This is a genomic window from Chelativorans intermedius (assembly GCF_025398255.1).
Taxonomy (GTDB): Bacteria; Pseudomonadota; Alphaproteobacteria; order Rhizobiales; family Rhizobiaceae; genus Chelativorans; species Chelativorans intermedius.
In genome coordinates, this window is record NZ_JAODNW010000004.1 from 66,563 (window position 1) to 89,923 (window position 23,361).

The 23,361-nt window shown below is 68.1% G+C and carries 20 protein-coding genes, 1 pseudogene and 1 riboswitch; of the genes and pseudogenes, 8 read left to right on the forward strand and 13 right to left on the reverse strand.

Annotated features, from left to right (window positions below; genetic code table 11):
* Positions 1–86: 86 nt before the first annotated feature.
* Genes thiQ through thiB form a run of 3 tightly spaced genes read right to left on the reverse strand, consistent with a single transcriptional unit; the run spans position 87 to position 3,420 of the window.
* Complete coding sequence (gene thiQ, locus NYR58_RS05630) at positions 87–833, reverse strand: thiamine ABC transporter ATP-binding protein (protein WP_261519504.1); 747 nt, start codon at positions 831–833, stop codon at positions 87–89.
* A complete protein-coding gene (gene thiP / locus NYR58_RS05635) occupies positions 830–2,467 on the reverse strand; it encodes a thiamine/thiamine pyrophosphate ABC transporter permease (RefSeq protein WP_261519505.1) in 1,638 nt (545 codons plus the stop codon). The genes thiQ and thiP overlap by 4 nt, the downstream gene beginning before the upstream one ends.
* On the reverse strand, positions 2,443–3,420 hold the full coding sequence (gene thiB, locus NYR58_RS05640; protein WP_378074711.1) for a thiamine ABC transporter substrate binding subunit: 978 nt from the start codon (positions 3,418–3,420) through the stop codon (positions 2,443–2,445). The genes thiP and thiB overlap by 25 nt, the downstream gene beginning before the upstream one ends.
* Before the next feature lie 68 nt (positions 3,421–3,488).
* Positions 3,489–3,594: riboswitch (TPP riboswitch) on the reverse strand.
* Positions 3,595–3,731: 137 nt separating this feature from the next.
* Here thiB and NYR58_RS05645 point away from each other — a divergent pair.
* The 4 genes from NYR58_RS05645 to NYR58_RS05660 all read left to right on the forward strand — a co-directional run bounded on the left by NYR58_RS05645 (position 3,732) and on the right by NYR58_RS05660 (position 8,445).
* Positions 3,732–4,376 (forward strand): thiamine diphosphokinase, encoded by a 645-nt coding sequence (locus tag NYR58_RS05645; protein ID WP_261519507.1) that lies wholly within the window; start codon positions 3,732–3,734, stop codon positions 4,374–4,376.
* Between the two features lie 3 nt (positions 4,377–4,379).
* Entirely contained in the window at positions 4,380–6,194 is a 1,815-nt protein-coding gene (locus NYR58_RS05650; protein ID WP_261519508.1) for an ABC-F family ATP-binding cassette domain-containing protein, read from the forward strand.
* A gap of 72 nt (positions 6,195–6,266) precedes the next feature.
* Entirely contained in the window at positions 6,267–7,208 is a 942-nt protein-coding gene (locus NYR58_RS05655; protein ID WP_261519509.1) for a tyrosine recombinase XerC, read from the forward strand.
* Between the two features lie 163 nt (positions 7,209–7,371).
* Complete coding sequence (locus NYR58_RS05660; RefSeq protein WP_261519510.1) at positions 7,372–8,445, forward strand: TraB/GumN family protein; 1,074 nt, start codon at positions 7,372–7,374, stop codon at positions 8,443–8,445.
* 20 nt (positions 8,446–8,465) lie between these two features.
* On the opposite strand, the gene lpdA is transcribed toward NYR58_RS05660, so the two are convergent.
* The 10 genes from lpdA to NYR58_RS05710 form a co-directional block, all read right to left on the reverse strand.
* Complete coding sequence (lpdA, locus tag NYR58_RS05665) at positions 8,466–9,872, reverse strand: dihydrolipoyl dehydrogenase (RefSeq protein ID WP_261519511.1); 1,407 nt, start codon at positions 9,870–9,872, stop codon at positions 8,466–8,468.
* Positions 9,873–9,908: 36 nt separating this feature from the next.
* Positions 9,909–10,361, reverse strand: coding sequence for a hypothetical protein (locus tag NYR58_RS05670; protein WP_261519512.1), 453 nt, complete (start codon positions 10,359–10,361; stop codon positions 9,909–9,911).
* A 28-nt stretch (positions 10,362–10,389) separates the two neighbouring features.
* Positions 10,390–11,940 carry a 2-oxoglutarate dehydrogenase complex dihydrolipoyllysine-residue succinyltransferase gene (odhB, locus tag NYR58_RS05675; protein ID WP_261519513.1) on the reverse strand — a complete coding sequence of 517 codons (1,551 nt, stop codon included), beginning with the start codon at positions 11,938–11,940 and terminating at the stop codon, positions 10,390–10,392.
* Positions 11,941–11,976: 36 nt separating this feature from the next.
* The gene (locus NYR58_RS05680; RefSeq protein WP_261519514.1) at positions 11,977–14,964 is read right to left on the reverse strand and encodes a 2-oxoglutarate dehydrogenase E1 component; all 2,988 of its coding nucleotides are present in this window, start codon (positions 14,962–14,964) and stop codon (positions 11,977–11,979) included.
* A gap of 133 nt (positions 14,965–15,097) precedes the next feature.
* On the reverse strand, positions 15,098–16,003 hold the full coding sequence (gene sucD / locus NYR58_RS05685) for a succinate--CoA ligase subunit alpha (RefSeq protein WP_261519515.1): 906 nt from the start codon (positions 16,001–16,003) through the stop codon (positions 15,098–15,100).
* Positions 16,004–16,011: 8 nt separating this feature from the next.
* Positions 16,012–16,341 (reverse strand): cupin domain-containing protein, encoded by a 330-nt coding sequence (locus tag NYR58_RS05690; protein WP_261519516.1) that lies wholly within the window; start codon positions 16,339–16,341, stop codon positions 16,012–16,014.
* A 4-nt stretch (positions 16,342–16,345) separates the two neighbouring features.
* A complete protein-coding gene (gene sucC, locus NYR58_RS05695; protein WP_261519517.1) occupies positions 16,346–17,542 on the reverse strand; it encodes an ADP-forming succinate--CoA ligase subunit beta in 1,197 nt (398 codons plus the stop codon).
* Between the two features lie 11 nt (positions 17,543–17,553).
* The gene (mdh, locus tag NYR58_RS05700; protein WP_261519518.1) at positions 17,554–18,519 is read right to left on the reverse strand and encodes a malate dehydrogenase; all 966 of its coding nucleotides are present in this window, start codon (positions 18,517–18,519) and stop codon (positions 17,554–17,556) included.
* 208 nt (positions 18,520–18,727) lie between these two features.
* Complete coding sequence (gene zapE / locus NYR58_RS05705) at positions 18,728–19,897, reverse strand: cell division protein ZapE (protein ID WP_261519519.1); 1,170 nt, start codon at positions 19,895–19,897, stop codon at positions 18,728–18,730.
* 66 nt (positions 19,898–19,963) lie between these two features.
* Positions 19,964–20,509, reverse strand: coding sequence for a protease inhibitor Inh/omp19 family protein (locus NYR58_RS05710; protein ID WP_261519520.1), 546 nt, complete (start codon positions 20,507–20,509; stop codon positions 19,964–19,966).
* 218 nt (positions 20,510–20,727) lie between these two features.
* On the opposite strand from NYR58_RS05710, the gene NYR58_RS05715 reads away from it, so the two are divergent.
* The 4 genes and pseudogenes from NYR58_RS05715 to NYR58_RS05730 form a co-directional block, all read left to right on the forward strand.
* Positions 20,728–20,889 carry a DUF1328 family protein gene (locus NYR58_RS05715; protein WP_261519521.1) on the forward strand — a complete coding sequence of 54 codons (162 nt, stop codon included), beginning with the start codon at positions 20,728–20,730 and terminating at the stop codon, positions 20,887–20,889.
* A 68-nt stretch (positions 20,890–20,957) separates the two neighbouring features.
* A complete protein-coding gene (gene dapF, locus NYR58_RS05720; RefSeq protein WP_261519522.1) occupies positions 20,958–21,839 on the forward strand; it encodes a diaminopimelate epimerase in 882 nt (293 codons plus the stop codon).
* Complete coding sequence (gene mtaB / locus NYR58_RS05725) at positions 21,839–23,122, forward strand: tRNA (N(6)-L-threonylcarbamoyladenosine(37)-C(2))-methylthiotransferase MtaB (RefSeq protein ID WP_261519523.1); 1,284 nt, start codon at positions 21,839–21,841, stop codon at positions 23,120–23,122. Before dapF ends, mtaB begins: the two co-directional genes overlap by 1 nt.
* A gap of 16 nt (positions 23,123–23,138) precedes the next feature.
* Positions 23,139–23,361 (forward strand): annotated as a pseudogene (locus NYR58_RS05730) (signal recognition particle-docking protein FtsY); the annotation flags it as partial.

A 23,361-nucleotide genomic window follows, 5' to 3' on the forward strand; every position in this document is an offset into this window, starting at 1 on the left:
CGCAAAGACAAGAATCCGTGTCGGCGGCGCGGTGCCCGAGCACGTACTTAACCGCAAAATCAGCCGCGGCAACACGGGGTTTCGTCCTATGGCGCTCCGCCGCCGGCCCCCAGATAGCGGGCAAAGGCCGCCGGCCCGCCGCCGGACAGGAAGTCGCGCGTCGCCCCCACGCCGGCAACTTCGCCGGCCTCCAGGAAGACCAGCGTCCTCGACAGGCGCTCGGCGTCGCGGGGGGCATGGGTGGCCATCAGGATGGTCATCGCCTGCTCGCGGTGAAGGGCGGCGATGAGATCCAGCATCTCGTCCCTCAGCGCAGGCCCAAGCGAGGCGAACGGCTCGTCCAGCAGCAGCACCGGCCGCTTGCGCACCAGCACGCGCGCCAGCGCCACGCGCTGGCGCTCGCCGCCCGACAGGGCGTGCGGCAGCCGCCCCTCCTTGCCGGCGAGCCCGGTGCGCGCCAGCGCATCCGCCACCGCCGCCCGGTCGGCATCGCAAAGCCTGAGGCTCGGCGAACGGCCGAGCCCGACATTCTGCGCCACCGTCAGATGAGCGAAGAGATTGTTCTCCTGAAACACCATGGAGACGGGGCGGGCGGCTGGGGCAAGTCCCGTCACGTCCTGCCCGCCGATCAGCACACGACCGGCATCGGGCATCTCGAAGCCGGCGATCAGGTTGAGAAGCGTCGACTTGCCGGAGCCGCTGGGCCCCATGAGCGCCACGATGTCGCCGGCCTCGAGCGCCAGGTCGAAGCGCATCCGTGCCCCACCGGGATAGGCGAAGCGCAGCGCCTCCAGGCGGATGGCAGCCCCCGTCCGTGTTTCCTGCCGGCTCATGGCTTCTCCCTGCCCCAACGCCCGGCGGCGAACATCAGCGCCAGGCACAGCACGCCCAGAAAGAGCGCTATACCCGCAGCGTCCGCCGTGCGATAGCTGCCCATGCGCTGGAGAAGCAGGAAGGGCAGTGTCTGCACCCGGTCGCTGCCGAACAGGGCGATGACGCCCAGGTCGCCCAGCGACAGCGCCATGGCAAAGGCAAGGGCCGTGGCCGCCGGCCTGCGCAGCGCCGGCCAGTCGACGAGGCGCAGGCGGTTCCAGCCGGCAATGCCGAGGGAAAGGCACAGCTTCTCGTGGCGCGCGCTCGCCGCATCGTGGGCCGGCCTGATGGCCCGGATGGCAAAGGGCATGGCCATCACGGCGTTGACCGTCACCACCATGGCCGGGGCGAAGGCGAAAACATCGCCCACATGCCGCAGCAGGATGAACCAGCCCGCCCCGATGACGATGGGCGGCACGATCAGCACCATCATGGCGCCCGTGTCGCTCAACCGCTCCAGAAGCCCCGGCGCGGCGGCCCGCCGGCGAAGCTCCAGCGCGCGCCGCGCCATGACCAGCGAAAGCGAGAGAAGAAGGCAGAGGAGCGCGGCCAGCGCGGAAAGCACGAGGCTGGTCGCGGTCGCCGCGATCACCGCGCCTTCGCCGGCAAGGCGGGCGAGATCGGCGCGCAGGCCGGCCGCCACGGTGGCGGCCATCGGCCCGGCCACGAAGGCGAGGGAGAGGAGAATGACGGCGGCATTGAAGCCCCGTTCCACGCGCCCCGGAAAAAGCGCCCGGCGCGGCGCCACCGGCAGGCTGGCATCCCCGGTCATGGCCGCGCCGAGCCGCGCCAGCATCGCCACGACCAGCCCCGTCAGCGCCACCTGCGCCAGCGTCAGCGCAATGGCGCGCGCCGGGTCGAAGTCGAAGCGCAGCGCCTGATAGATCGCCACCTCCAGCGTCGTGGCGCCAGGGCCGCCCCCCAGCGTCAGCACGATGGTGAAGGAGGTGGCGCACAGCATGAAGACGAGCCCGGCGACGCCGGGAAGCGCGTTTCTCAGCACCGGCCACTCGATGAAGCGGAAGGAGGAGACCGCCCCCATGCCGAGCTGCGCCGAAAGGCGCCACTGGTCTGCCGGCACGTTTTCGAGCGCGGCCAGGAACAGGCGCGCCGCCAGCGGCAGGTTGAAGAACATGTGGGCCACCAGAATGCCCGAAAGCCCGTAGATGCCGGGCCATCGCTCGCCCGCCAGGGCGGAGAAGAGCGGCGCGAAGTAGCCGGCCCTGCCATAGAGCGCCAGCACGCCGAGCGCGGCGACGATGGCGGGCAGCGCCAGCGGAAGGGCGAAGAGCTGCAGAATGAGCCCGCGGCCGAAAAAGCGGGGATGGCGGGCGAGCGCGCGAGCGACCAGAAGGGCCGGCCCGACCGACAGCAGCGTGGAAAGGGCAGCCTGCCAGAGGGTGAAGCGGGCTACCCGCAGCAGGTAGGAATCGAAGGCGGAAAGCGCGCCCTGCCAGGCGCCCAGCGCCTCGAACGCCAGCCCCGCGAACGCGCCGCCGACGAGAAGGCCGATCGCCGCCAGCGCCAGCGCGCCCGCGGCCACACGGCCCGCGCCCGCCGGGCGCGCCTTCAGCGGCTCAGGACCGACAGCCACTCTTCAACCCAGGCCTTGCGGTTCTCGGCCACCACCTCCGGGGGGAAGATCAGTGTCTCGGCCGGCGTCACCAGCGTCTCGAAAACCGGGTCGAGGGGTTGCGAGGTCTCGCCGGCCGGGAACATCCAGTTGGTCTCGGGAATGACGTCCTGAAAGCCGGGGCCGATCATGAAGGCGAGGAACGTCTCGGCAAGCGGGTTGTCGGCGCCCTTCACCGTCTTCGCGGCCACCTCGACCTGCAGATAGTGCCCTTCCGCGAAGGCCGCCGCACGGTAGCGCTCCGTGCCCTCCACGATGCGGTGATAGGCGGGCGAGGTGGTGTAGGACAGCACCATGGGCACCTCGCCATTGGTGAACAGGCCATAGGACTCGCTCCAGCCCGGCGTCACGGTCAACACCTTGTCCCCGAGCTTCGCCCAGGCGTCTGCCGCTTCCTCGCCGAACACCGCCTTCATCCACAGAAGCAGGCCGAGCCCCGGGGTGGAGGTGCGCGGATCCTGGATGGCGATCTTCAGCGCGCTGTCGGCCTCCACCAGCGCCTTCAGGCTCTGCGGCGGCGCCTCCAGCGCCTGCGTGTCGTAGACGAAGGCGAAGTAGCCGTAGTCATAGGGCACGAACACGTCGTCGGAGAAGCCGCCGGGCACCTTCACCTTTCCGGGGTCGATGCCATGCGGGGCAAAGAGCCCCGTCTCCTTCGCCTCGTGGATGAGGTTGGTGTCGAGCCCCAGGACAATGTCGGCATCGGTTTCCGCGCCCTCCAGCCGCAGGCGGTTGAGGAGCGCCACGCCGTCGGCCACCGCGACGAACTTGAGCTCGCACCGGCAGTGCTCCTCGAAGGTCTTCTTCACCGCCGGGCCGGGCCCCCATTCGGCGGTGAAGCTTTCATAGGTGTAGATGGTCAGCGTTTCCCGGGCTTGCGCCGCGCTCGCGGCGAAAAGCCAGACCACGCCCATGAGGCTTGCGGAAATCCAGCGCATCGGCGCCTCCTCTCGGCTTCGCTTCCGGGGGAATGAGGCGCCTGTCAGCCACAGCGTCTAAATCCCTCCGCCGGTACAAACCGGATCAGGTTCAGCGGGTTGGCCAACGGCCTCTCAGCCGGCCTCTCGCCGGCACCCCGTTAGAGCAGGGGCGAAGATAGAGTGCCGGAAGAGGCTGCGCAAGGGGTCGGCGGCGCCCGGACGGTCGCCATTGCCATGGCGGTTGTGGCCGGCCCGTGCGGCGGGCGCTTCCGCTTTGCCCTTCGCTCGTGCTAATCCCCGCCCCCATGAGCCGATTTGCCATCCTGCTTGGCGGTGCGCTGCGCCGCACGCCCGCGCTTGAAGCCCGCATTGCCGGGGCCCGTTTCATCGCCGCCGATTCCGGCATGCGCCATGCCGAGACGCTGGGCGTCACGCCGGAGCTGTGGGCAGGCGATTTCGATTCGGTTTCCGATCGCCTGAGCGCCGCCCATGCGGATGTGCCGCGCGAGATTCATCCCCCCGACAAGGACCGGACGGATGGCGAGATCGCCGTCGAGGCGGCCTTGCGCCTCGGCGCCACCTCGCTGGTGCTGGTGGGCGCCTTCGGCGGCAGGCGGGTGGACCATTTCTATCAGCATCTGGCCCAGGCGCTGCGGCTGGCCGAGGCGGGCGTGCCCACGGTGCTCACCAGCGGCGACCAGGAGGGGCTGCCGCTCACCGTCGGCGAGCGGCAGGAGTTCGACTACCCGGACGGGACGCTGTTCAGCATTCTCGCCTTCGGCGCGCTTTCCGGGCTCACGGTCGAGGGGGCGAAATGGCCGCTCGACGCGGTGGAGGTGCCCTTCGGCTCCTCGCTCACCATCTCCAACGAGGTGCGTGGCCGGCTCGCCGTCACCCTGCGGGAGGGGCGGGCGCTGCTCGTCGCGCATCCGGGCGCGGAGGAGGGTTGAAGGATGGCCCCGCCGCTCATCAGGCTCGACGACATCCACCTCACCTTCGGCGGCACGCCGCTTCTCGCCGGGGCCTCGCTGATGGTGGGGCCGGGCGAGCGCATCGCGCTCGTCGGACGCAACGGCTCGGGAAAGTCCACCCTGCTCAAGATTGCCGCGGGCCTCGCCGAAGCGCAGTCGGGCGCGGTCTTCCGCCAGCCCACCGCCACCATGCGCTACCTGCCGCAGGCCCCGGACTGGCAGGGCTTTTCCACCGTGCGGGCCTATGTGGAGGCGGGGCTCGGACCGGCCGACGATGTGGGCCGCGTGGCACTGGTTCTCGACAGTCTCGGCCTTACCGGCGAGGAGGACCCGGCGGCCCTTTCGGGCGGCGAGGCGCGGCGGGCGGCGCTGGCCCGCGTGCTGGCGCCGCAGCCGGACCTCCTTCTTCTCGACGAGCCGACCAACCATCTCGACCTGGCCACCATCGAGTGGCTGGAGGGCGAGCTGTCGCGCTCTTCCTCTGCGCTGGTGGTCATCTCGCATGATCGGCGTTTCCTGGAGCGCGTCAGTCGCGCCACGGTTTGGCTCGACCGCGGCGTCACGCGGCGCCTCGACAAGGGGTTTGCCCATTTCGAGGACTGGCGGGACAGGGTTCTGGAGGAAGAGGAGCGCGAGCAGCAGAAGCTCGGCCGACAGATCGCCCGCGAGGAACACTGGCTGCGCTATGGCGTGACCGCGCGGCGCAAGCGCAATGTACGCCGCCTGGCCGAGCTCGAAGCGCTGCGCGCCCGCCGCCGCACCCATCGCGGGCCGGAGGGCACGGCCCTCATGGCTGCGGCCGAGGCGACGGAATCGGGCAAGCTGGTCATCGAGGCGAGGGGCGTCGAGAAGCGCTTTGGCGAGACCGTCGTGGTCCGGGACTTCTCCATTCGCATCCAGCGCGGCGAGCGCGTCGGTCTCGTCGGACCCAACGGTGCGGGCAAGACGACGCTTCTCAAGCTGCTCACCGGCGCGCTTGCGCCGGATGCCGGCACGTTGCGCCTCGGCACCAATCTGCAGATCGCCACGCTCGACCAGAACCGCGCCGCCCTCGACCCCGACGAGACGCTGGCCCATTTCCTCACCGACGGGCGCGGCGACAGCGTGGTGGTCAACGGTCAGGAGCGGCACGTGGTCTCCTACATGCAGGACTTCCTGTTCAAGCCGGAGCAGATGCGCACGCCGGTGCGCGAGCTTTCCGGGGGCGAGCGGGCGCGGCTGGTGCTTGCCCGCCTCCTGTCGCGTCCGGCCAATCTGCTGGTGCTCGACGAGCCCACCAACGACCTCGACATGGAGACGCTGGACCTTCTGCAGGAGTTGGTGGAGGGGTTCCCTGGCACGGTTCTTCTCGTCAGCCATGACCGCGACTTTCTCGACCGCACCGTCACGAGCACGCTGGCGCCGGAGGGCGGCGGGCGCTGGGTGGACTATGCCGGCGGCTATTCCGACATGATGGCCCAACGCCAGGGGGCCGCTCTTCCGGGGCGTCGGGCGCGGGCGCCCGAGCGCCCGGCACGGCAACAGCAGGAGCCGCGGGAGGAGAAGAGGCCGGCCGCCAGAAAGCTCTCCTACAAGCAGAAATTCGCTCTGGAGACGCTGCCGGGCCGGATCGAGGCGCTCGGCGGCGAGATCGCGGCGCTGGAGCAAAAGCTGGCTGACCCGACGCTCTACAGCCGCGATGCGGCCGCCTTCGCCCGCTTCACGGAGACGCTGGACGCAAAGCGCGCCGAGCGCGAGCGGCTGGAGGAGGAGTGGCTGGAGCTCGAAATGCTGCGTGAGGAGATCGAGGGCGGCTGACGCGGCGCGCCACACAGCGGGCCCGGCATTTCTTCACCCGATGCTAACGCCTGCGCTGCACAGTGCCGTTTCATGGACGAAGCGTTTCTCGTTTCCGCAAGGCCGGACGTGCAGAAGGCACGGGCCGACTGGCTGGCGGCGCTCAGGCACGAGCGGCGGCTGGCCGCGCACACTGTGGAGGCTTACGAGCGGGACACCCGTCAGTTCCTTCAGTTTCTCACCGGCCACTTTGGCGGCCCGCCTGGCATCGCCGAGATTGCCGATCTCAGGCCCGCCGACCTGCGCGCCTTCCTGGCTGCGCGGCGGGGCGGCGGTGCCGGCGCGCGCACGCTGGGCCGCGGGCTTTCCGGCATCCGCTCGTTCCTGCGCCATCTGGAGCGCCAGGGCCTCGTGAATGCCGCCGGCGCTTCCGCCCTCTCGGCGCCGCGGGTGCGCAAGGGCCTGCCCAAGCCGCTGACGGCGGCGGACGCGCGGCGCGTCGCCTCGGGCGAGGGGCAGCTTGCCGAGGAGCCATGGGTGGCGGCGCGCAATGTCGCGGTCTTCGCCTTGCTCTATGGGGCCGGCCTGCGCATTGGCGAGGCGCTGGGCCTTGCAGGCGCCGATGCCGCCGCCATTGCACGGGGCACGCTGCGCGTTGCCGGCAAGGGCGGAAAGACGCGGGTGGTGCCCGTGCTTCCCGCCGTGGCGCGGGCGGTGGAGACCTATTGCAGGCTGTGTCCCCATCACCTGGCCGGCGAAGGGCCGCTGTTTCGCGGCGTGCGCGGCGGGCCGCTGCAGCCGGCCATCCTGCAGCGCGAGATGAAGCGGATGCGCAGCGCGCTCAACCTGCCAGAAACGGCCACGCCGCACGCGCTTCGCCATTCCTTCGCCACCCATCTGCTCGGCCGCGGCGGCGATCTGCGCACCATTCAGGAGCTTCTCGGCCATGCCAGCCTGTCAACCACGCAGGCCTATACGGCGGTAGACACCTCGCGCCTGCTGGAGGTCTACGAAAAGGCCCATCCGCGTGTCTGATGGGGGTAATTTGCACGTTGCGCTTAACAGTTTCGCCGTTTTCTAGGGCTAAAGCCACAAGGGTGATCCCGCAATCGCGCCCGAGGTTCAGGCCCTGCCTGTCGGGGTGTCGATGCCGGAAACCGGATTCCGCGCTTTACTGCGCCGCATTGGGGAGCAGGCCATGAAACATGCGCATGCCATTGCCGACCGCCTTGCCGCCTTCGCCCTGCGCCTGGTGGCGGGGGTCAATCTCCTGTTCGTGCTGCTTTTCGTGGCGTCGCTGGCCGTGCTCGGCGGTCGCGCCCGCGCCGAGGAGGGAACCTGCCGGGGCAGCGACCTCGTGGAAGCCCTCGTCGAGCGCGATCCGGGGCGACTGCGGGCGATCCGCGAGACGGCGGCGCGCACCGCCAACGGCAAGGGGCTGCTGTGGCGCATCGAGGCCGGTGAGGGCGTCGCGCCCTCCTTCCTGTTCGGCACCATGCATGTGACGGATCCGCGCGTGCACACGCTCTCGCCCGCCGCCGAGGCCGCGTTCGAGGCCGCCGCCACGGTGGCCATCGAAACCACCGACATGCTGGACGGCAAGGCGATGATGGCGGCAATGGCGGAAAGGCCGGATCTCGTCATGTTCCCGCCGGGCGAAGCGTTGACCGACCATCTGACGGCGCAGCAGCGCGAAGCGCTTCGCAGCGCGCTGAAGCAGCGGGGCGTGCCGCTTCAAAGCGTCGTCAGGATGAGGCCGTGGATGCTCCTGTCGCTTTTTGCGCAGCCGGCCTGCGAGCTGACGCGCCAGCAGGTGGGCGCGCCGGTGCTCGACCAGATGCTGGGGCGGCGGGCGCAGGCCGCCGGCAAGCGGCTCGTGGGCCTGGAAAGCGCAGCGGAGCAGTTCGCCGCCATGGCCTCCCTGCCCATCGAGACGCATGTCCAAGGCATCCTCAGCGTGGCTGCGCTGGGCGAGGAGCGGGTGGGCGACATGACCGAAACCATGATCGGGCTCTATCTCGCCGGCGAGACGGCCATGATCCTGCCGGTTGTGGAGAGCCTGGCGCCACGGGCCGGCGGCCATGCCGCCGGCTATGCCGCCTTCGAGGAAAAGCTGGTCAACGCCCGCAACGAAGTGATGGTCGAGCGCGCCCTGCCGCTCATCGAGGAAGGGGGTGCCTTCATCGCCGTCGGCGCCCTGCATCTGCCGGGCGAGGCGGGGCTCGTCTCGCTTCTGCGGGCGCGCGGATACACGGTGAGCCGCGCCGACTGAGGCCGGCGCGGCACCCGTGCTCAGGAGTGGATCGGCTTGGCGAAGGCGGCGAGGGCCGCTTCCTTCACCGCCTCCGACATGGTCGGATGGGCGTGGCAGGTGCGGGCCAGATCCTCCGCCGCCCCGCCGAACTCCATCAGAACCGCCGCCTCGTGGATCATCTCGCCGGCCCCGAAGCCCAGGATGTGCACGCCCAGGACGCGGTCGGTCTTCTTGTCGGCCAGCACCTTCACGAAGCCGTCCGTGTGCAGCATGGAGCGGGCGCGGCCATTGGCGCTGAAGGGGAACTTGCCGACCGTGTAATCCACGCCGGCCTTCTTCAGCTCCTCCTCCGTCTTGCCCACCGAGGCGACCTCCGGGTTCGTGTAGACCACGCCCGGAATCACGTCATAATTCACATGGCCGGCCTGGCCGGCGATGATCTCGGCCACCGCCACGCCCTCGTCCTCCGCCTTGTGGGCGAGCATCGGGCCGGCAATCACGTCGCCGATGGCATAGACGCCCTCGACATTGGTGCGCAGGTGCCCGTCGGTCTTCACGCGGCCGCGCTCGTCCGTCTCGATTCCGGCCTCCTTCAGCCCCAGCCCCTCGGTGTAGGGCTTGCGGCCCGTGGCCACCAGCACGACATCGGCCTCGATGGTCTGGGCATCGCCGCCCCTGGCCGGCTCGAAGGTTACCTTTGCGCCCTTGCCGGCCTTGGCGACCTCCGTCACCCTGGCGCCCAGGTGGAAGGTGAAGCCCTGCTTGGAAAGCAGGCGCTGGAACTGCTTGGCCACCTCGCTGTCCATGCCGCCCAGAATGGTGTCGAGATATTCGACCACTGTCACCCTGGCGCCGAGCCGCGCCCACACGGAGCCCAGCTCCAGCCCGATCACGCCGCCGCCCACGACCACCATGGTCTCGGGAACCTTCGAAAGCTCCAGCGCGCCGGTGGAGGAGACGATCACCTTCTCGTCGAACTTCACGTCCACGCCGGGAATGCCGGCCACGTCCGAGCCGGTGGCGATGACGATGTTCTTCGTCTCCAGCGTCTCTTCCTTGCCGTCCTCGCCCGTCACCGTCACCCTGCCGGCGGCGGCGATGCGCCCGGTGCCGCGGAAGACCTCGATCTTGTTCTTCTTCATCAGGAAGTCGAGGCCCTTGACGTTCTGCTCCACCGTCCGGTCCTTGTGGGCCAGCATCTTCTTCAGGTCGAGCTTCGGCTTGCCCACGTCGATGCCGAGGTCTGCGAAGGCGTGGCCTGCCTCGGCGAACATTTCGCTAGCGTGCAGCAACGCCTTGGAGGGAATGCAGCCGACATTCACGCATGTGCCGCCATGGTTCGGCCGCTTCTCCACCACCGCCGTCCTGAGGCCAAGCTGGGCGGCCTTGATGGCACAGACATAGCCGCCGGGGCCGGTTCCGATCACCACGACATCGTAAGACATGTTTCCAATCCCTCTCCTGTCGCCGCCAAAGGCAGCCTATTCCTGACAGCCGCTCAGGCTGTAGACGTCGATGCCGGGCAGCGCCGCTCCGCCCGGCACGCCGGAACGCAGGGCCCGGCTCAGATCCACAAGGATCAGCCGCTCGGTCGCGTCCTCGTCCGCGGCGGGCAGAGGGCCGATCCGGCCCTGCCGGTCGATCGCTTGGATCGCGCCGTGCCACAGCGCGCCGCCCGCCTGCGCGCCGCTGGCGGCGAGCCTGCCCTCTGGCTGGCCGCCGGCGCGCGGCCAGGCGACCTCGCCCTCCAGGGGGCGGCGCCCGGGCAGCAGCAGGCGGAAGGCATTGCGCACGTCCTGCCGGGTGGCGGGCGTGAACTCGAGGCCGCTCTCACCGCCCGCTTCCCGATAGACCGCCAGCGCCTGCGGGCAGGCGGCAGAGGCAGCTCCCGCCGGAAGCAGGGCGGCGACCATCAGCAGCATCCTCAGCGTCATCGCGCCGTGCCTCGCCGGGGGATGGAGCCTAGAGGTCCAGAACGAGGCGCTCCGGGTCCTCCAGAACCTCCTTCACCCGCACCAGGAAGGTGACGGCCTCCTTGCCGTCGACGATGCGGTGGTCATAGGACAGCGCCAGATACATCATCGGGCGGATCTTGATCTCGCCGCCGACGACCATCGGCCGCTCCTGGATCTTGTGCATGCCGAGGATGCCCGACTGCGGCGCATTGAGGATCGGCGTCGACATGAGCGAGCCATAAACGCCGCCATTGGAGATGGTGAAGGTGCCGCCCTGCATCTCGGCCATGGAAAGCTTTCCGTCGCGGGCGGCCTTGCCCAGCCGGCCGATCTCCTTCTCGATCTCGGCGATGGTCATGCGGTCGGCATCGCGCACCACCGGCACCACCAGGCCACGGTCCGTGCCCACGGCCACGCCGATGTGGCAGTAGTTCTTGTAGATGATGTCGGTGCCGTCGATCTCGGCGTTGACGGCGGGCAGCTCCTTCAGTGCGTGGCAGACAGCCTTGGTGAAGAAGCCCATGAAGCCGAGCTTCACCTCGTGCTTCTTCTCGAACAGATCCTTGTACTTCTTGCGCAGCTCCATCACCGCGGTCATGTCCACCTCGTTGAAGGTGGTCAGCATGGCGGCGGTGTTCTGCGCGTCCTTCAGCCGGCGGGCGATGGTCTGGCGCAGGCGGGTCATCTTCACCCGCTCCTCGCGCGCCTCGTCCTCGCCGGCGGAGGGGGAGCGGGCGGCCTTCGGCGCCTCGGCCGGCTCGCCGGGGGCCGCACGGCCGCGTTCGATGGTCTCCAGAACGTCGCCCTTGAGCACCTGCCCCTGCTTGCCGGTGCCCTCCACGTCAGAGGTCTTGAGGCCGTGCTCCTTCATCAGCTTGGCCGCGGCGGGAGAGGGCGGGCGGGTGGAATCGGCCTCCCGGGCTTCCTCCGCCTTGCCGGTGTCGCTCCTGCCCGCGCTCGGCTCGGCCGGCGTTCCGCCGGCGGCCGCGCCCTCCTCGATGCGCGCCAGGAGAGCGCCGATCTTCACCTCCTCGCCGCTCTTGACGGCGATCTCACGCAGCACGCCGGCAACCGGCGCCATCACCTCCTGCGCCGCCTTGTCGGTCTCCAGCTCCAGGATCGGCTCGTCGGCCTTCACCGCGTCGCCCACCTTCTTGTAGATCTCGCCCACCTGCGCCTCGGTCACGGATTCGCCGGCAGAGGGCACCGTCACCTCCACCAGCTTGCCGCCGGCGCTGCCGGAGGTTTCCGCCTTCTCCCGCATTTCCCGCTTTTCTTCCTTGTCCTCGTTCTTGCCGTCCGCCTTGCCCGCGGCGGCCTTGCCCTCGCCGATGGCGCCCAGAAGCGCACCCACCTCCACCGTCTCGCCCTCCTTGGCAGCGATTTCGGAAAGTGTGCCGGCAGCGGGGGCGGGCACCTCCACCGTCACTTTGTCGGTCTCCAGCTCGACAATGGGCTCATCGGCGGCGATCGCGTCGCCGACCTTCTTGAACCAGCGGCCGATGGTTGCCTCGGTGACGGATTCGCCCAGGGTGGGAACGCGGATTTCGGTGGCCATGGATGTGCTTCCGTTGGTTCTTCTCGATCGGTTCGACTAGTTGCCCAGCGCGTCTTCCAGGAAGGCGGCGAGCTGCTCCAGATGCTTCGACATCAGCCCCGTGGCGGGCGAGGCGGCCGCCGGACGCCCGGTATAGCGCACGCGCTTGTGCCTGGCGTCGATGTGCTGCAGCACCCATTCCAGATAGGGGTCGATGAACGACCAGGCGCCCATGTTCTTGGGCTCCTCCTGGCACCAGACCATTTCCGCGTTCTTGAAGCGCGAAAGCTCGGTGATCAGCGCCTTGGCGGGGAAGGGGTAGAGCTGTTCGATGCGCAAAAGATAGATGTCGTCGATGCCGCGCTTCTCGCGCTCCTCGTAGAGGTCGTAATAGACCTTGCCGGAGCACATGATGACGCGGCGGATCTTGGAATCCTTCACCAGCTTGATCTTCTGGTCCTTCAGATACTCCGCATCGTCCCAGAGAAGCCGGTGGAAGGAGCTTTCGCCCGACATCTCCGCCAGCGTCGACACGCAGCGCTTGTGGCGCAGGAGGGATTTCGGCGTCATCAGGATGAGCGGCTTGCGGAAGTCGCGCTTCAACTGCCGGCGAAGAATGTGGAAGTAGTTGGCCGGCGTGGTGCAGTTCGCCACCTGCATGTTGTCCTCCGCGCACATCTGCAGGAAGCGCTCCAGCCGGGCGGAGGAGTGCTCCGGCCCCTGGCCCTCATAGCCGTGGGGAAGCAGGCAGACGAGGCCGGACATCCTGAGCCACTTGCGCTCGCCCGACGAGATGAACTGGTCGAAAACGACCTGGGCGCCGTTGGCGAAGTCGCCGAACTGCGCCTCCCACAGCACCAGCGCCCGCGGCTCGGCCAGGCTGTAGCCATATTCGAAGCCGAGCACCGCCTCCTCCGAGAGCATCGAGTTGATGACCTCGTAGTAGGATTGCTGCGGTCCCAGATTGTTGAGGGGGATGTAGCGGCTCTCGTCGCGCTGGTCGTAGAGCACGGAGTGGCGCTGGGAGAAGGTGCCGCGCTCCGAATCCTGGCCGGAAAGGCGCACCGGGTTGCCTTCCATGAGGATGGAGCCGAAGGCCAGCGCCTCGGCGGTTGCCCAGTCGATGCCTTCGCCCGTTTCGATCATCTTCTTGCGGTTGTCGAGGAAACGGCGGATGGTGCGGTGCACCTCGAAATCCTCGGGCACCTCGGTAAGCTTCCTGCCGATCTCCTTCAGCGTCTTGACCGGCACGGCCGTCTTGCCGCGGCGCTGCTCGTCCTCGTTGTCGGCCTTCCTGAGGCCCGACCAGGCGCCGTCCAGCCAGTCGGCCTTGTTGGGCTTGTAGGACTGGCCCGCCTCGAACTCGGCCTCCATGTAGGAGCGCCAGTCCGTCTTCATCTTCTCGATCTCTTCCTCCGTGACGAGCCCCTCGTCCAGAAGCTTCCTGGAGTAGACCTCGGCCGTCGTGGGGTGCGAGCGGATCTTGCGGTACATGATCGGCTGCGTGAAGGACGGCTCGTCCGCCTCGTTGTGGCCGTAGCGGCGGTAGCAGAACATGTCGATGACCACCGGCTTGTGGAACTGCATCCGAAACTCGGTGGCCACCTTGGCCGCATAGACGACGGCCTCCGGGTCGTCGCCGTTGACGTGGAAGATCGGCGCCTCGATCATCTTCGCCACATCCGAAGGATAGGGCGAGGAGCGCGAGAAGCGCGGATTGGTGGTAAAGCCGATCTGGTTGTTGATGATGAAGTGCACGGTGCCCGCCACGCGGTGCCCGCGCAGGCCGGAAAGGCCGAAGCACTCCGCCACCACGCCCTGGCCGGCGAACGCCGCATCGCCGTGGAGAAGCAGCGGCATCACCTTGGCGCGCTCGGGAAGCCCGACGATCTCCTCGCGCGTGCGGCCGAAAAGCTGGTCCTGCTTGGCGCGGGCCTTGCCCATCACCACCGGATCGACGATCTCCAGATGCGAGGGGTTGGCGGTCAGCGACAGATGCACCGTGTTGCCGTCGAACTCGCGGTCGGAGGAGGCGCCGAGATGGTACTTGACGTCGCCTGAGCCTTCCACGTCGTCCGGCGCGAAGGAGCCTCCCTTGAACTCGTGGAAGATGGCGCGGTGCGGCTTGGCCATCACCTGTGCCAGCACGTTCAGCCGGCCGCGATGGGCCATGCCGAGCACGATCTCCTTCAGGCCCAGCTGTCCGCCGCGCTTGATGATCTGCTCGAGCGCGGGAATGAGCGCCTCACCGCCATCGAGACCGAAGCGCTTGGTGCCCTTGTACTTCACGTCGATGAACTGCTCGAAGCCTTCCGCCTCGATCAGCTTCTGCAGGATCGCCTTCTTGCCGTTGGCAGTGAAGGCAACGCCCTTGTCGGGCCCCTCGATGCGCTCCTGAATCCACGCCTTCTCCGCCGGGTTGGAGATGTGCATGAACTCCACGCCGAGGGTGGAGCAATAGGTGCGCCTCAGGATCGCCAGCATGTCGCGGATGGTGGCGGTCTCCAGCCCCAGCACGTTGTCGATGAAGATCGGCCGGTCGAGATCGGCCTCCGTGAAGCCGTAGGCTTCGGGCGACAGCTCGTTGTAGTCTTCCAGCGGCTTGGCGATGCCCAGCGGGTCGAGATCGGCATGCAGATGGCCGCGCATGCGGTAGGCGCGGATCATCATGATCGCCCGCACCGAGTCGCGGGTGGCACGCTGCACCTCGGCCTCGGTGATGGCGGCGCCCATCCTGGCCGCCTTCTCGCGGATCTTGTTGTCGAAGTGGCTCTCCATCGCGGCCCAATTGCCGTCGAGCGCGGAGACCAGCTCGCCATTGGCGGCGATCGGCCAGCCCTTCTTCTTCCAGGAGGCGCCCCTGGCGGCCTTTTTCACATCGGCCGCATCGTCCTTCAGCCGGCTGAAATAGGCGCGCCAGTCCTCGTTCACCGAGTTGGGGTCGGCCTCGTAGTCGGCATAGAGCTCCTCGATATAGGCGGCATTGCCGCCATAGAGGAAGGAGGTGAGGGAGAATGCGTCGTTGGCCTGATCTTGCCGTGCCATCTTTGTTCCGAAGCTATTGCTTCGTCTCCTCGTCTAGAGCGAATAGCGGGTGGCGAACAGGGAGTAGGGATGTCTCGCGCTCGTCGCCCATTCCCGCGCTTCCCTGTTGGCCACCCTCTATTAGCTGTTCGCTTTATCCCTTGATCGCCTCGACCAGCGTCGTGCCCAGCCGGGCCGGCGAGGGCGAAACCTTGATGCCGGCGCGCTCGAAGGCCTCGATCTTGCTCTCCGCGCCGCCCTTGCCGCCGGAGATCACCGCGCCCGCGTGGCCCATGGTGCGTCCGGGCGGGGCGGTGCGCCCGGCGATGAAGCCGGCCATCGGCTTTCTCCGCCCGCGCTTGGCCTCGTCGAGGATGAACTGCGCCGCATCCTCCTCCGCCGAACCGCCGATCTCGCCGATCATGATGATGGACTCGGTCTCCTCGTCGGCCAGGAACATCTCCAGCACGTCGATGAACTCGGTGCCCTTCACCGGGTCGCCGCCGATGCCCACGGCGGTCGTCTGGCCCAGGCCCTCGTTGGTGGTCTGGAACACTGCCTCATAGGTCAGCGTGCCGGAGCGCGAGACGACACCCACCGAGCCCTTCTTGAAGATGTTGCCGGGCATGATGCCGATCTTGCACTCCTGCGGCGTCAGCACGCCGGGGCAGTTCGGCCCGATGAGGCGGGAGCTCGACTTGTCGAGCTTCGCCTTCACGTGCACCATGTCCATCACGGGAATGCCTTCCGTGATGCAGACGATGAGCGGGATCTCCGCCTCGATGGCCTCGATGATGGCGGCGGCGGCTCCTGCCGGCGGCACATAGATCACGGAAGCGTTGGCGCCGGTCTTCTCCTTGCCCTCGGCGACGGAGGCGAAGATGGGAAGCTGTGCCCCGCTTTCCACCGAGCCCCAGGTCTCGCCGCCCTTCTTGGGGTGGACGCCGCCGACCATCTTCGTGCCGTAATAGGCGAGCGCCTGTTCGGTGTGGAAGGTGCCGGTCTTGCCGGTCAGGCCCTGGACCAGAACCTTGGTGTCTTTGTTGACGAGAATGGACATTCTTGCTCCTACAGCCGCTTCAGCTCGGTGACGGTCAAGTCGCTCCTGGCATTGCCGGTGTTCAGCGTGGTGGCCGGCTCGAACATCGGCACCACCGGCTCCTCGATCCAGGAGCGCGGGCGGTGCTCGACGGTGCCGTCGCGCAAGCCGATGGCGATGCCCCCGCGCAGGACGAGAATGGCCCCGTCCTCCTTCCCGTGGGCGTGCCGGCCGAACGTCTCGCCGAACCTGGCGATCTTGACCTGCGAATCGTTGACGTCCCCGGACACCATGGGGTCGAGCGTCCTTTGAATGTGGCGGTCTGCCGCTTCCAAAAGAGCGGTCTTCCGGGGAGGCATCGGATCAGGCTCCCCCGACCGCCTGAACGATCTTCTTCGCCGCGTCGTCCAGGTCGTCGGCGGGGATCACGTTGAGGCCGCTTTCGGACAGGATCTTCTTGCCGAGATCGACATTGGTGCCTTCGAGCCGCACCACCAGGGGCACCTTCAGCCCCACCTCCTTCACGGCGGCGACCACGCCCTCGGCGATCACGTCGCAGCGCATGATGCCGCCGAAGATGTTGACGAGGATGCCCTTCACGTTCGGGTCGGCGGTGATGATCTTGAAGGCCGCCGTCACCTTCTCCTTGCTCGCGCCGCCGCCCACATCGAGGAAGTTGGCGGGCTCGGCGCCATACAGCTTGATGATGTCCATGGTCGCCATGGCAAGCCCGGCACCGTTGACCATGCAGCCGATGTTGCCCTCCAGCGCCACATAGGCCAGGTCGTACTTGGAGGCCTCGATCTCCTTCTCGTCCTCCTCGCTGGCGTCGCGCAGCGCCACGATCTCGGGATGGCGGAACAGCGCGTTGTTGTCGAAGGAAACCTTGGCGTCGAGCACGCGCAGCCGGCCGTTCTTCATGACGATCAGGGGGTTGACCTCCAGAAGGCTCATGTCCTTCTCGGTGAAGGCCCTGTAGAGAGCGGGGAAGAGCGCCTCGCCGTCGCGTGCCGCCGCACCCTCCAGCTTCAGCGCCCCGTTGAGCCTGGCCACGTCGTCCGCCGTCACGCCCGTTTCCGGGTCGATGGGCAGCGTCAGGATCTTGTCCGGCGACTCCTCGGCCACGGCCTCGATGTCCATGCCACCCTCCGTGGAGACGACGAAGGCCGGCCGGCCCACCGTGCGGTCGATCAGGATGGAAAGGTAGAGCTCGCGGTCGATGTCGGCCCCGTCCTCGATATAGAGGCGGTTCACCTGCTTCCCGTCGGGACCGGTCTGCTTGGTCACCAGCGTGTTGCCCAGCATCTCGCGGGCGTTGGCGACCACCTCCTCGACCGACTTCGCAAGCCGCACGCCGCCCTTGGCGTCCGGCCCCAGCTCCTTGAAGCGGCCCTTGCCGCGGCCGCCGGCGTGAATCTGGCTCTTCACCACATAGAGCGGCCCGGGAAGCTTCCGCGCCGCGGCCTCCGCCTCCTCCGGGCTGAAGATGGCGATGCCATCCGCCACGGGCGCGCCATAGCCCCTGAGCAGTTCCTTGGCCTGATATTCGTGAATGTTCATGGAGCCGGCTCCTACTTCTTCAGGCTCGGGGCGATCTCCGCGCAGGCCTTGCACAGGCCGGCAACGGCTTCCACCGACTTGTCGAACATCTTCTGCTCGCTCTTGTTGAGGCCGATCTCGATGACGCGCTCCACGCCGCCGGCGCCGATCACCACCGGCACGCCGACATAAAGGTCCTTGACGCCGTACTGGCCGGAAAGATGCGCCGCGCAAGGCAGCACGCGCTTCTTGTCCTTCAGGTAGCTCTCGGCCATGGCAATGGCCGAGGAGGCAGGGGCGTAATAGGCGGAGCCGGACTTCAGAAGGCCGACGATCTCGGCTCCCCCGTTGCGGGTGCGGGTCACGATCTCGTCCACCCTCTCCTTCGAGGTCCAGCCCATCTTCACCAGATCGGGGATGGGAATGCCCGCCACGGTGGAGTAGCGCGTCAGCGGCACCATGGTGTCGCCGTGGCCGCCCAGCACGAAGGCCGTGACATCCTCGACCGAAACCTTGAACTCCTCGGCGAGGAAGTAGCGGAACCGGGCCGAGTCGAGCACGCCGGCCATGCCCACCACATGGCTCTTCGGCAGGCCGGAGAATTTCTGCAGCGCCCATACCATCGCGTCGAGCGGATTGGTGATGCAGATGACGAAGGCGTTCGGCGCGTATTTTCTAATGCCGGCGCCCACCTGCTCCATCACCTTCAGGTTGATGCCCAGGAGGTCGTCACGGCTCATGCCCGGCTTGCGCGGCACGCCGGCAGTGACGATGCACACATCGGCGCCCTCGATGGCGGCATAGTCGTTGGCGCCCTCGAACCTGGCATCGAAGCCCTCGATCGGCGAGGACTCGGCAATGTCGAGCCCCTTGCCCTGCGGAATGCCTTCGGCGATGTCGAACAGGACGACATCCCCCAGTTCCTTCAGCCCCGCCAGATGAGCGAGCGTGCCGCCGATCATGCCGGAGCCGATGAGAGCGATCTTGTCGCGAGCCATGTGGTGAAAATCCCCTCTCACTTAACACACGCCGGGGACGCCGTGCGAAAACCCGGCCGTTGCAGGGCTTCGGGCGGGCAAGCCGGCGCCCGAACGTCCCGTCTGGCATAGTGGTTCATGACAGAAAATTCAACCGGATAATTTCGGGCCAGTTATTTCAATCGGTTAGATATCTTTGGATTTACGTAAAGGTAAAAAATCATGGCGCTTATGCGGCGGAATGCGCGGTGCGGGCTCCGTTTTCCGCCCATTCATGGCTCTGCATCTCGACGAGCCGCGAGGCGGTGCGCGAGAACTCGAAGGCTTCGGTGCCGCGGTCGGCGGTGTACAGCCCCTCGGGCGGCGCCTCGGCCGAGACGAAGAGGCGCGTGCGGCTGTCATAAAGCGTGTCGATCAGCAGGATGAAGCGCTTGGCCTCGTTGCGCTGGGCAAGGCCCATCACCGGCACGCCGTCGATGAAGATCGTGTCGAAGCGGCGGGCGATGGCAAGGAAGTCGCGCGCTCCCAGCGGCTTGCGGCAGAGCTCCGCGAAGGTGAAGCGGGCGGCACGGCCGGCGGCGCGCGGCACCGTCACCGTGCGGCCCTTGATGTGGAGCTCCTCGCGGTGGGTTTCCCGGCCCTCCGTTGCCGCCTGCCAGGCGGCATCCATCATGCGCTCGCTGTCGGCGTCGAGCGGCGTCATGTAGACGGGCAGGCGGCTCAGCTTCTCCAGCCGGTAGTCGGTGTCGGCATCCAGGTGGAGCACCTGCGCATGGCGCTTGAGAATGTCGATGAAGGGCTCGAACAGGCCGCGGTTGAGGCCGTCGCGATAGAGATCGTCGGGCGCCACGTTGGAGGTGGCCACCAGCACCACGCCCTCGGCAAAGAGGGCGGAGAAAAGGCGCGAGAGGATCATCGCATCGGCGATGTCGGTGACGGTGAACTCGTCGAAGCACAGCACCCAGGCCTGCCGCGCCAGCTCCGCCGCCACGGGGGGAATCGGGTCCTTCTCGCGCGTTTCGCCGTTCTTCAGCGCCGCACGGTGGCGGGCGATGCGGTCGTGCACGTCGGCCATGAAGTCGTTGAAGTGGGCCCGCCGCTTGCCGCGCACCGGCACCAGCTCGAAGAACATGTCCATCAGCATGGTCTTGCCGCGCCCCACGCCGCCATGGATGTAGAGTCCTGTCACGGGACCCTTCCTGTGGCGTTTGGCGAACAGCCAGCCGAGCGCGCTCGACTTGCGGGCCAGCCGCCGTTCCTCGATGCGGTCGATCAGGTGATCGAGCGCGGCCACCACCTTCTGCTGGGCGGGGTCGCGCGCCAGGGCGCCGGTCTCCACCATGTGCGCATAGCGCTGCGCGACCGTCAGATGCGTCACGAGGCCGTCGCGCAGGGACATGGGGGTACACCGCAGGGCAATTGGCGCGTTCGGGCGAAAAGGCGGGCGGCACGGCCCGCCACGGCGTCAGCGGGACAGGGTGACGGGTGCCCCGTCGATGGTCTGCCCGTCGAGCCGCTCGTTGCCGCTCGAATAGAGCCGCGCGATGGTCTCGCCGCCATCGTTGTAGATCTCGACCTGCTTGCCCGCCAGATCCCAGCCGCGCATATCGGCCAGCACGCCCGCACAGCCGCGCGTGCCGCCCCGCGAGGCGTTGCCATACTTGGTCAGCGTCAGGAACATCTGGCAGGTGGTGCCGCCGGAATTGACCGTCCAGGAGCCCAGGAGACTGTTCTTCTCGATCGTCGCCGCGGCAGCCTCCACGCCTGCCTGCGCCTGCGGGTCGACGGCCGCCATGTCGGTGCCGGGTTGCTCGGGAACGGCGGGAAAGGCGCTGTCGCTGTTGGGGGCGCTCGGCGGCGGAAGCTGGTTCCCCGTCACCGTGCCGGAGGGAGCCGGCGGCAGCGGCGCGGGCGTATAGGTGGCGTTGTTGGCGAAGCGGCCGGACTGGCAGCCGGCCAATCCGAGCGCCAGCAGCGAAATGGCGAGAATTCCCGTTTTCCTGTGTGGCATCCCTCTCTCCGTTCCGGGCTGCGTGCCCTCGATGACGCCTCGGATCGTGTCCAATCGTGGCGAAGTTTGGAAATTATCACACACAACCATGGTTAAGAACCGGTTTCGGCGCAGAAAATTGCCGCCATCCGCCCGGCGAGGCTGCCTTTACGGCGGAACCGGCGGCCGCGCAAGCGCGTTGTCGCCACGCTCCGCACCTGCGCACGAAAGGTTGCCCCATGCTCAAATGGATCGTCATCCTGCTCATCGTCGCCGCCGTCGCCAGCCTGCTCGGGCTCAACAGCCTGGCCGGCGCGGCGATGACGGGAGCCAAGATTCTCATTGCCTTCGTTCTCGTCCTCTTCCTGCTGGTCGCACTGGGCATCGTGGCCATCGCGTGAGCCCGGCGGCTGGTAATTTGCCGCATCATCCGCCATATAGGCCACAAAACCCGACGGATCGGAGCCCGATGGCGCAGCCGGCAGCCTTTGCGAAGATGAACGGACTCGGCAACGAGATCATCGTTGCCGACATGCGCGGGCGTGGCGACCGCGTGCTGCCGGCCGCGGCGGTGGCGCTCGCCGCCGATCCCGCGACGCGCTTCGACCAGATCATGGCCATCCACGACCCGCGGGTGGGCGGCACGGACTATCACGTGGAGATCCTCAATGCCGATGGCAGCGCGGCGCAGGCGTGCGGCAACGGCATGCGCTGCGTGGTGCAGGCGCTCGCCGCCGAGACCGGGCGCCGAAGCTTCGTCTTCGCCACCGCCGCCGGCATCCTGGAGGCGCGGGAGCACGAGGACGGGCTGATCTCGGTCGATATGGGGCGCCCGCGCTTCGGCTGGCAGGAGATCCCGCTGGCCGAGGAGTTCCGCGACACACGCATGATCGAGCTGCAGGTGGGACCCATCGACGCGCCGGTGCTGCATTCGCCCTCCGTCGTCTCGATGGGCAATCCCCATGCCGTCTTCTGGGTGGAGGACGACGTGAACGCCTACGACCTTGCCCGGTTCGGCCCGCTTCTCGAACATCATCCGATGTTTCCCGAGCGTGCCAACATCACCATCGCCCGCGTGACGGCGCGCGATGCCATGACGATCCGCACATGGGAGCGCGGCGCCGGGCTGACACGCGCCTGCGGCTCGGCCGCCTGCGCCGCCGCGGTGTCGGGTGCGCGCACGGGGCGCACGGACAGGCAGGTGACCGTCACCGTGCCGGGCGGGCCGCTGGAGATTGCGTGGCGCGAGGACGATCACGTGGTCATGACGGGCCCGGCGGAGTGGGAGTTCTCCGGCCGCTTCGATCCCGAGACGGGCGCCTGGGAGCGCGATACGGAGGGCGCGGCCTGATGGCGGTCGATGTCGTCACCTTCGGCTGCCGGCTCAACGCCTATGAGTCGGAGGTCATCCGGCGCGAGGCGGATGCGGCGGGCCTTGGGCGCCTGGAGGGCGGTGCCGTGGTGGTCAACACCTGCGCGGTGACGGGCGAGGCCGTGCGCCAGGCGCGCCAGGCAATCCGCAAGGCGCGGCGCGACAATCCGCATGCGCGCATCATCGTCACCGGCTGCGCCGCGCAGACCGAGCCTGCCACCTTCGCCGCCATGGAGGAGGTGGACCTCGTGCTCGGCAACGAGGAGAAGCTCAGGCGCCATAGCTACCGCGCGCTGCCGGATTTCGGCGTCAACCAGTTCGAGAAGGTGCGCGTCAACGACATCATGGCGGTGCGCGAGACGGCTTCCCACATGGTGGACGCCATCGAGGGGCGCGCCCGCGCCTTCGTGCAGGTGCAGAACGGCTGCGACCACCGCTGCACCTTCTGCATCATCCCCTACGGGCGGGGCAATTCGCGCTCCGTGCCCATGGGTGCGGTGGTCGATCAGGTCAGGCGGCTGGTCGACAACGGCTATCGCGAGGTGGTGCTCACAGGGGTGGACCTGACGAGCTTTGGCGCCGACCTGCCGGGTCGTCCGCGGCTCGGCCGGCTGGTGCGCACCATCCTGCGCGAGGTGCCGGCGCTCCAGCGCCTGCGCCTGTCCTCCATCGATTCCATCGAGGCGGATGAGGCGCTGCTTGCCGCACTCGCCGAGGAGGAGCGACTGATGCCGCACCTGCACCTGTCGCTGCAGCATGGCGACGACATGATCCTCAAGCGCATGAAGCGGCGCCACCTGCGTGCCGATTCGATCCGCTTCTGCGAGCAGGTGCGCCGGCTCAGGCCCGATGTGGTGTTCGGCGCGGACATCATCGCAGGCTTTCCCACCGAGACGGAGGCGATGTTCGACAACGCGCTTGCCATCGTCGAGGAGTGCGGGCTCACCCATCTGCACGTCTTCCCCTTCTCGCCGCGCGCCGGCACGCCGGCGGCGCGCATGCCGCAGCTTCCGCGCGCGCTCGTCAAGGAGCGCGCCGCCCGGCTGCGCGCGGCAGGCGATGCGGCCTACCGCAGGCATCTGGAGATGCTGCAGGGCACGCGCCAGCGCATCCTGGTGGAGCGGGAAGGTCTCGGCCGCACCGAGGGTTTCGCGCTCGCCGCAGTCTCGGCGGGCCGGCCCGGCGAGATCGTCGAGGCCGTCATTGCAGGGCATGACGGCGAGCGGCTGACGGCGGTCGCCGCCGAAAGCCAGGCGGCATGACAGCGTAAAGGGACCCATGGCGTTCGGATTCATCAAACGCGTCTTCTCCTTCGGCAAGAAGGAGGTGGAGGAAAGGCCGCAGGACGAGGCGGTCCCCGAGACGGCGAATGGCGAGGAAAAACAGCCCGAGGCGCCCGCCGAGACCGCCGCGCCCTTGACCGGCGAGCGGGCGCCGGTGGAGGCTGTTCCAGAGCCAGAGCCAGAGCCAGAGCCAGAGCCAGAGCCAGAGCCAGAGCCAG

Bases quoted from the DNA above. Each gene is read 5' to 3' on its own strand.
- odhB (WP_261519513.1), bottom strand. From the start codon at position 11,940: ATGGCCACCGAAATCCGCGTTCCCACCCTGGGCGAATCCGTCACCGAG.
- NYR58_RS05670 (WP_261519512.1), bottom strand. From the start codon at position 10,361: ATGACGCTGAGGATGCTGCTGATGGTCGCCGCCCTGCTTCCGGCGGGA.
- NYR58_RS05645 (WP_261519507.1), top strand. From the start codon at position 3,732: ATGAGCCGATTTGCCATCCTGCTTGGCGGTGCGCTGCGCCGCACGCCC.
- NYR58_RS05710 (WP_261519520.1), bottom strand. From the start codon at position 20,509: ATGCCACACAGGAAAACGGGAATTCTCGCCATTTCGCTGCTGGCGCTC.
- lpdA (WP_261519511.1), bottom strand. From the start codon at position 9,872: ATGTCTTACGATGTCGTGGTGATCGGAACCGGCCCCGGCGGCTATGTC.
- dapF (WP_261519522.1), top strand. From the start codon at position 20,958: ATGGCGCAGCCGGCAGCCTTTGCGAAGATGAACGGACTCGGCAACGAG.
- NYR58_RS05715 (WP_261519521.1), top strand. From the start codon at position 20,728: ATGCTCAAATGGATCGTCATCCTGCTCATCGTCGCCGCCGTCGCCAGC.
- zapE (WP_261519519.1), bottom strand. From the start codon at position 19,897: ATGTCCCTGCGCGACGGCCTCGTGACGCATCTGACGGTCGCGCAGCGC.
- NYR58_RS05690 (WP_261519516.1), bottom strand. From the start codon at position 16,341: ATGCCTCCCCGGAAGACCGCTCTTTTGGAAGCGGCAGACCGCCACATT.
- thiB (WP_378074711.1), bottom strand. From the start codon at position 3,420: ATGGGCGTGGTCTGGCTTTTCGCCGCGAGCGCGGCGCAAGCCCGGGAA.
- mtaB (WP_261519523.1), top strand. From the start codon at position 21,839: ATGGCGGTCGATGTCGTCACCTTCGGCTGCCGGCTCAACGCCTATGAG.
- sucD (WP_261519515.1), bottom strand. From the start codon at position 16,003: ATGTCCATTCTCGTCAACAAAGACACCAAGGTTCTGGTCCAGGGCCTG.
- sucC (WP_261519517.1), bottom strand. From the start codon at position 17,542: ATGAACATTCACGAATATCAGGCCAAGGAACTGCTCAGGGGCTATGGC.
- NYR58_RS05655 (WP_261519509.1), top strand. From the start codon at position 6,267: ATGGACGAAGCGTTTCTCGTTTCCGCAAGGCCGGACGTGCAGAAGGCA.
- NYR58_RS05650 (WP_261519508.1), top strand. From the start codon at position 4,380: ATGGCCCCGCCGCTCATCAGGCTCGACGACATCCACCTCACCTTCGGC.
- thiQ (WP_261519504.1), bottom strand. From the start codon at position 833: ATGAGCCGGCAGGAAACACGGACGGGGGCTGCCATCCGCCTGGAGGCG.
- mdh (WP_261519518.1), bottom strand. From the start codon at position 18,519: ATGGCTCGCGACAAGATCGCTCTCATCGGCTCCGGCATGATCGGCGGC.
- NYR58_RS05660 (WP_261519510.1), top strand. From the start codon at position 7,372: ATGAAACATGCGCATGCCATTGCCGACCGCCTTGCCGCCTTCGCCCTG.
- NYR58_RS05680 (WP_261519514.1), bottom strand. From the start codon at position 14,964: ATGGCACGGCAAGATCAGGCCAACGACGCATTCTCCCTCACCTCCTTC.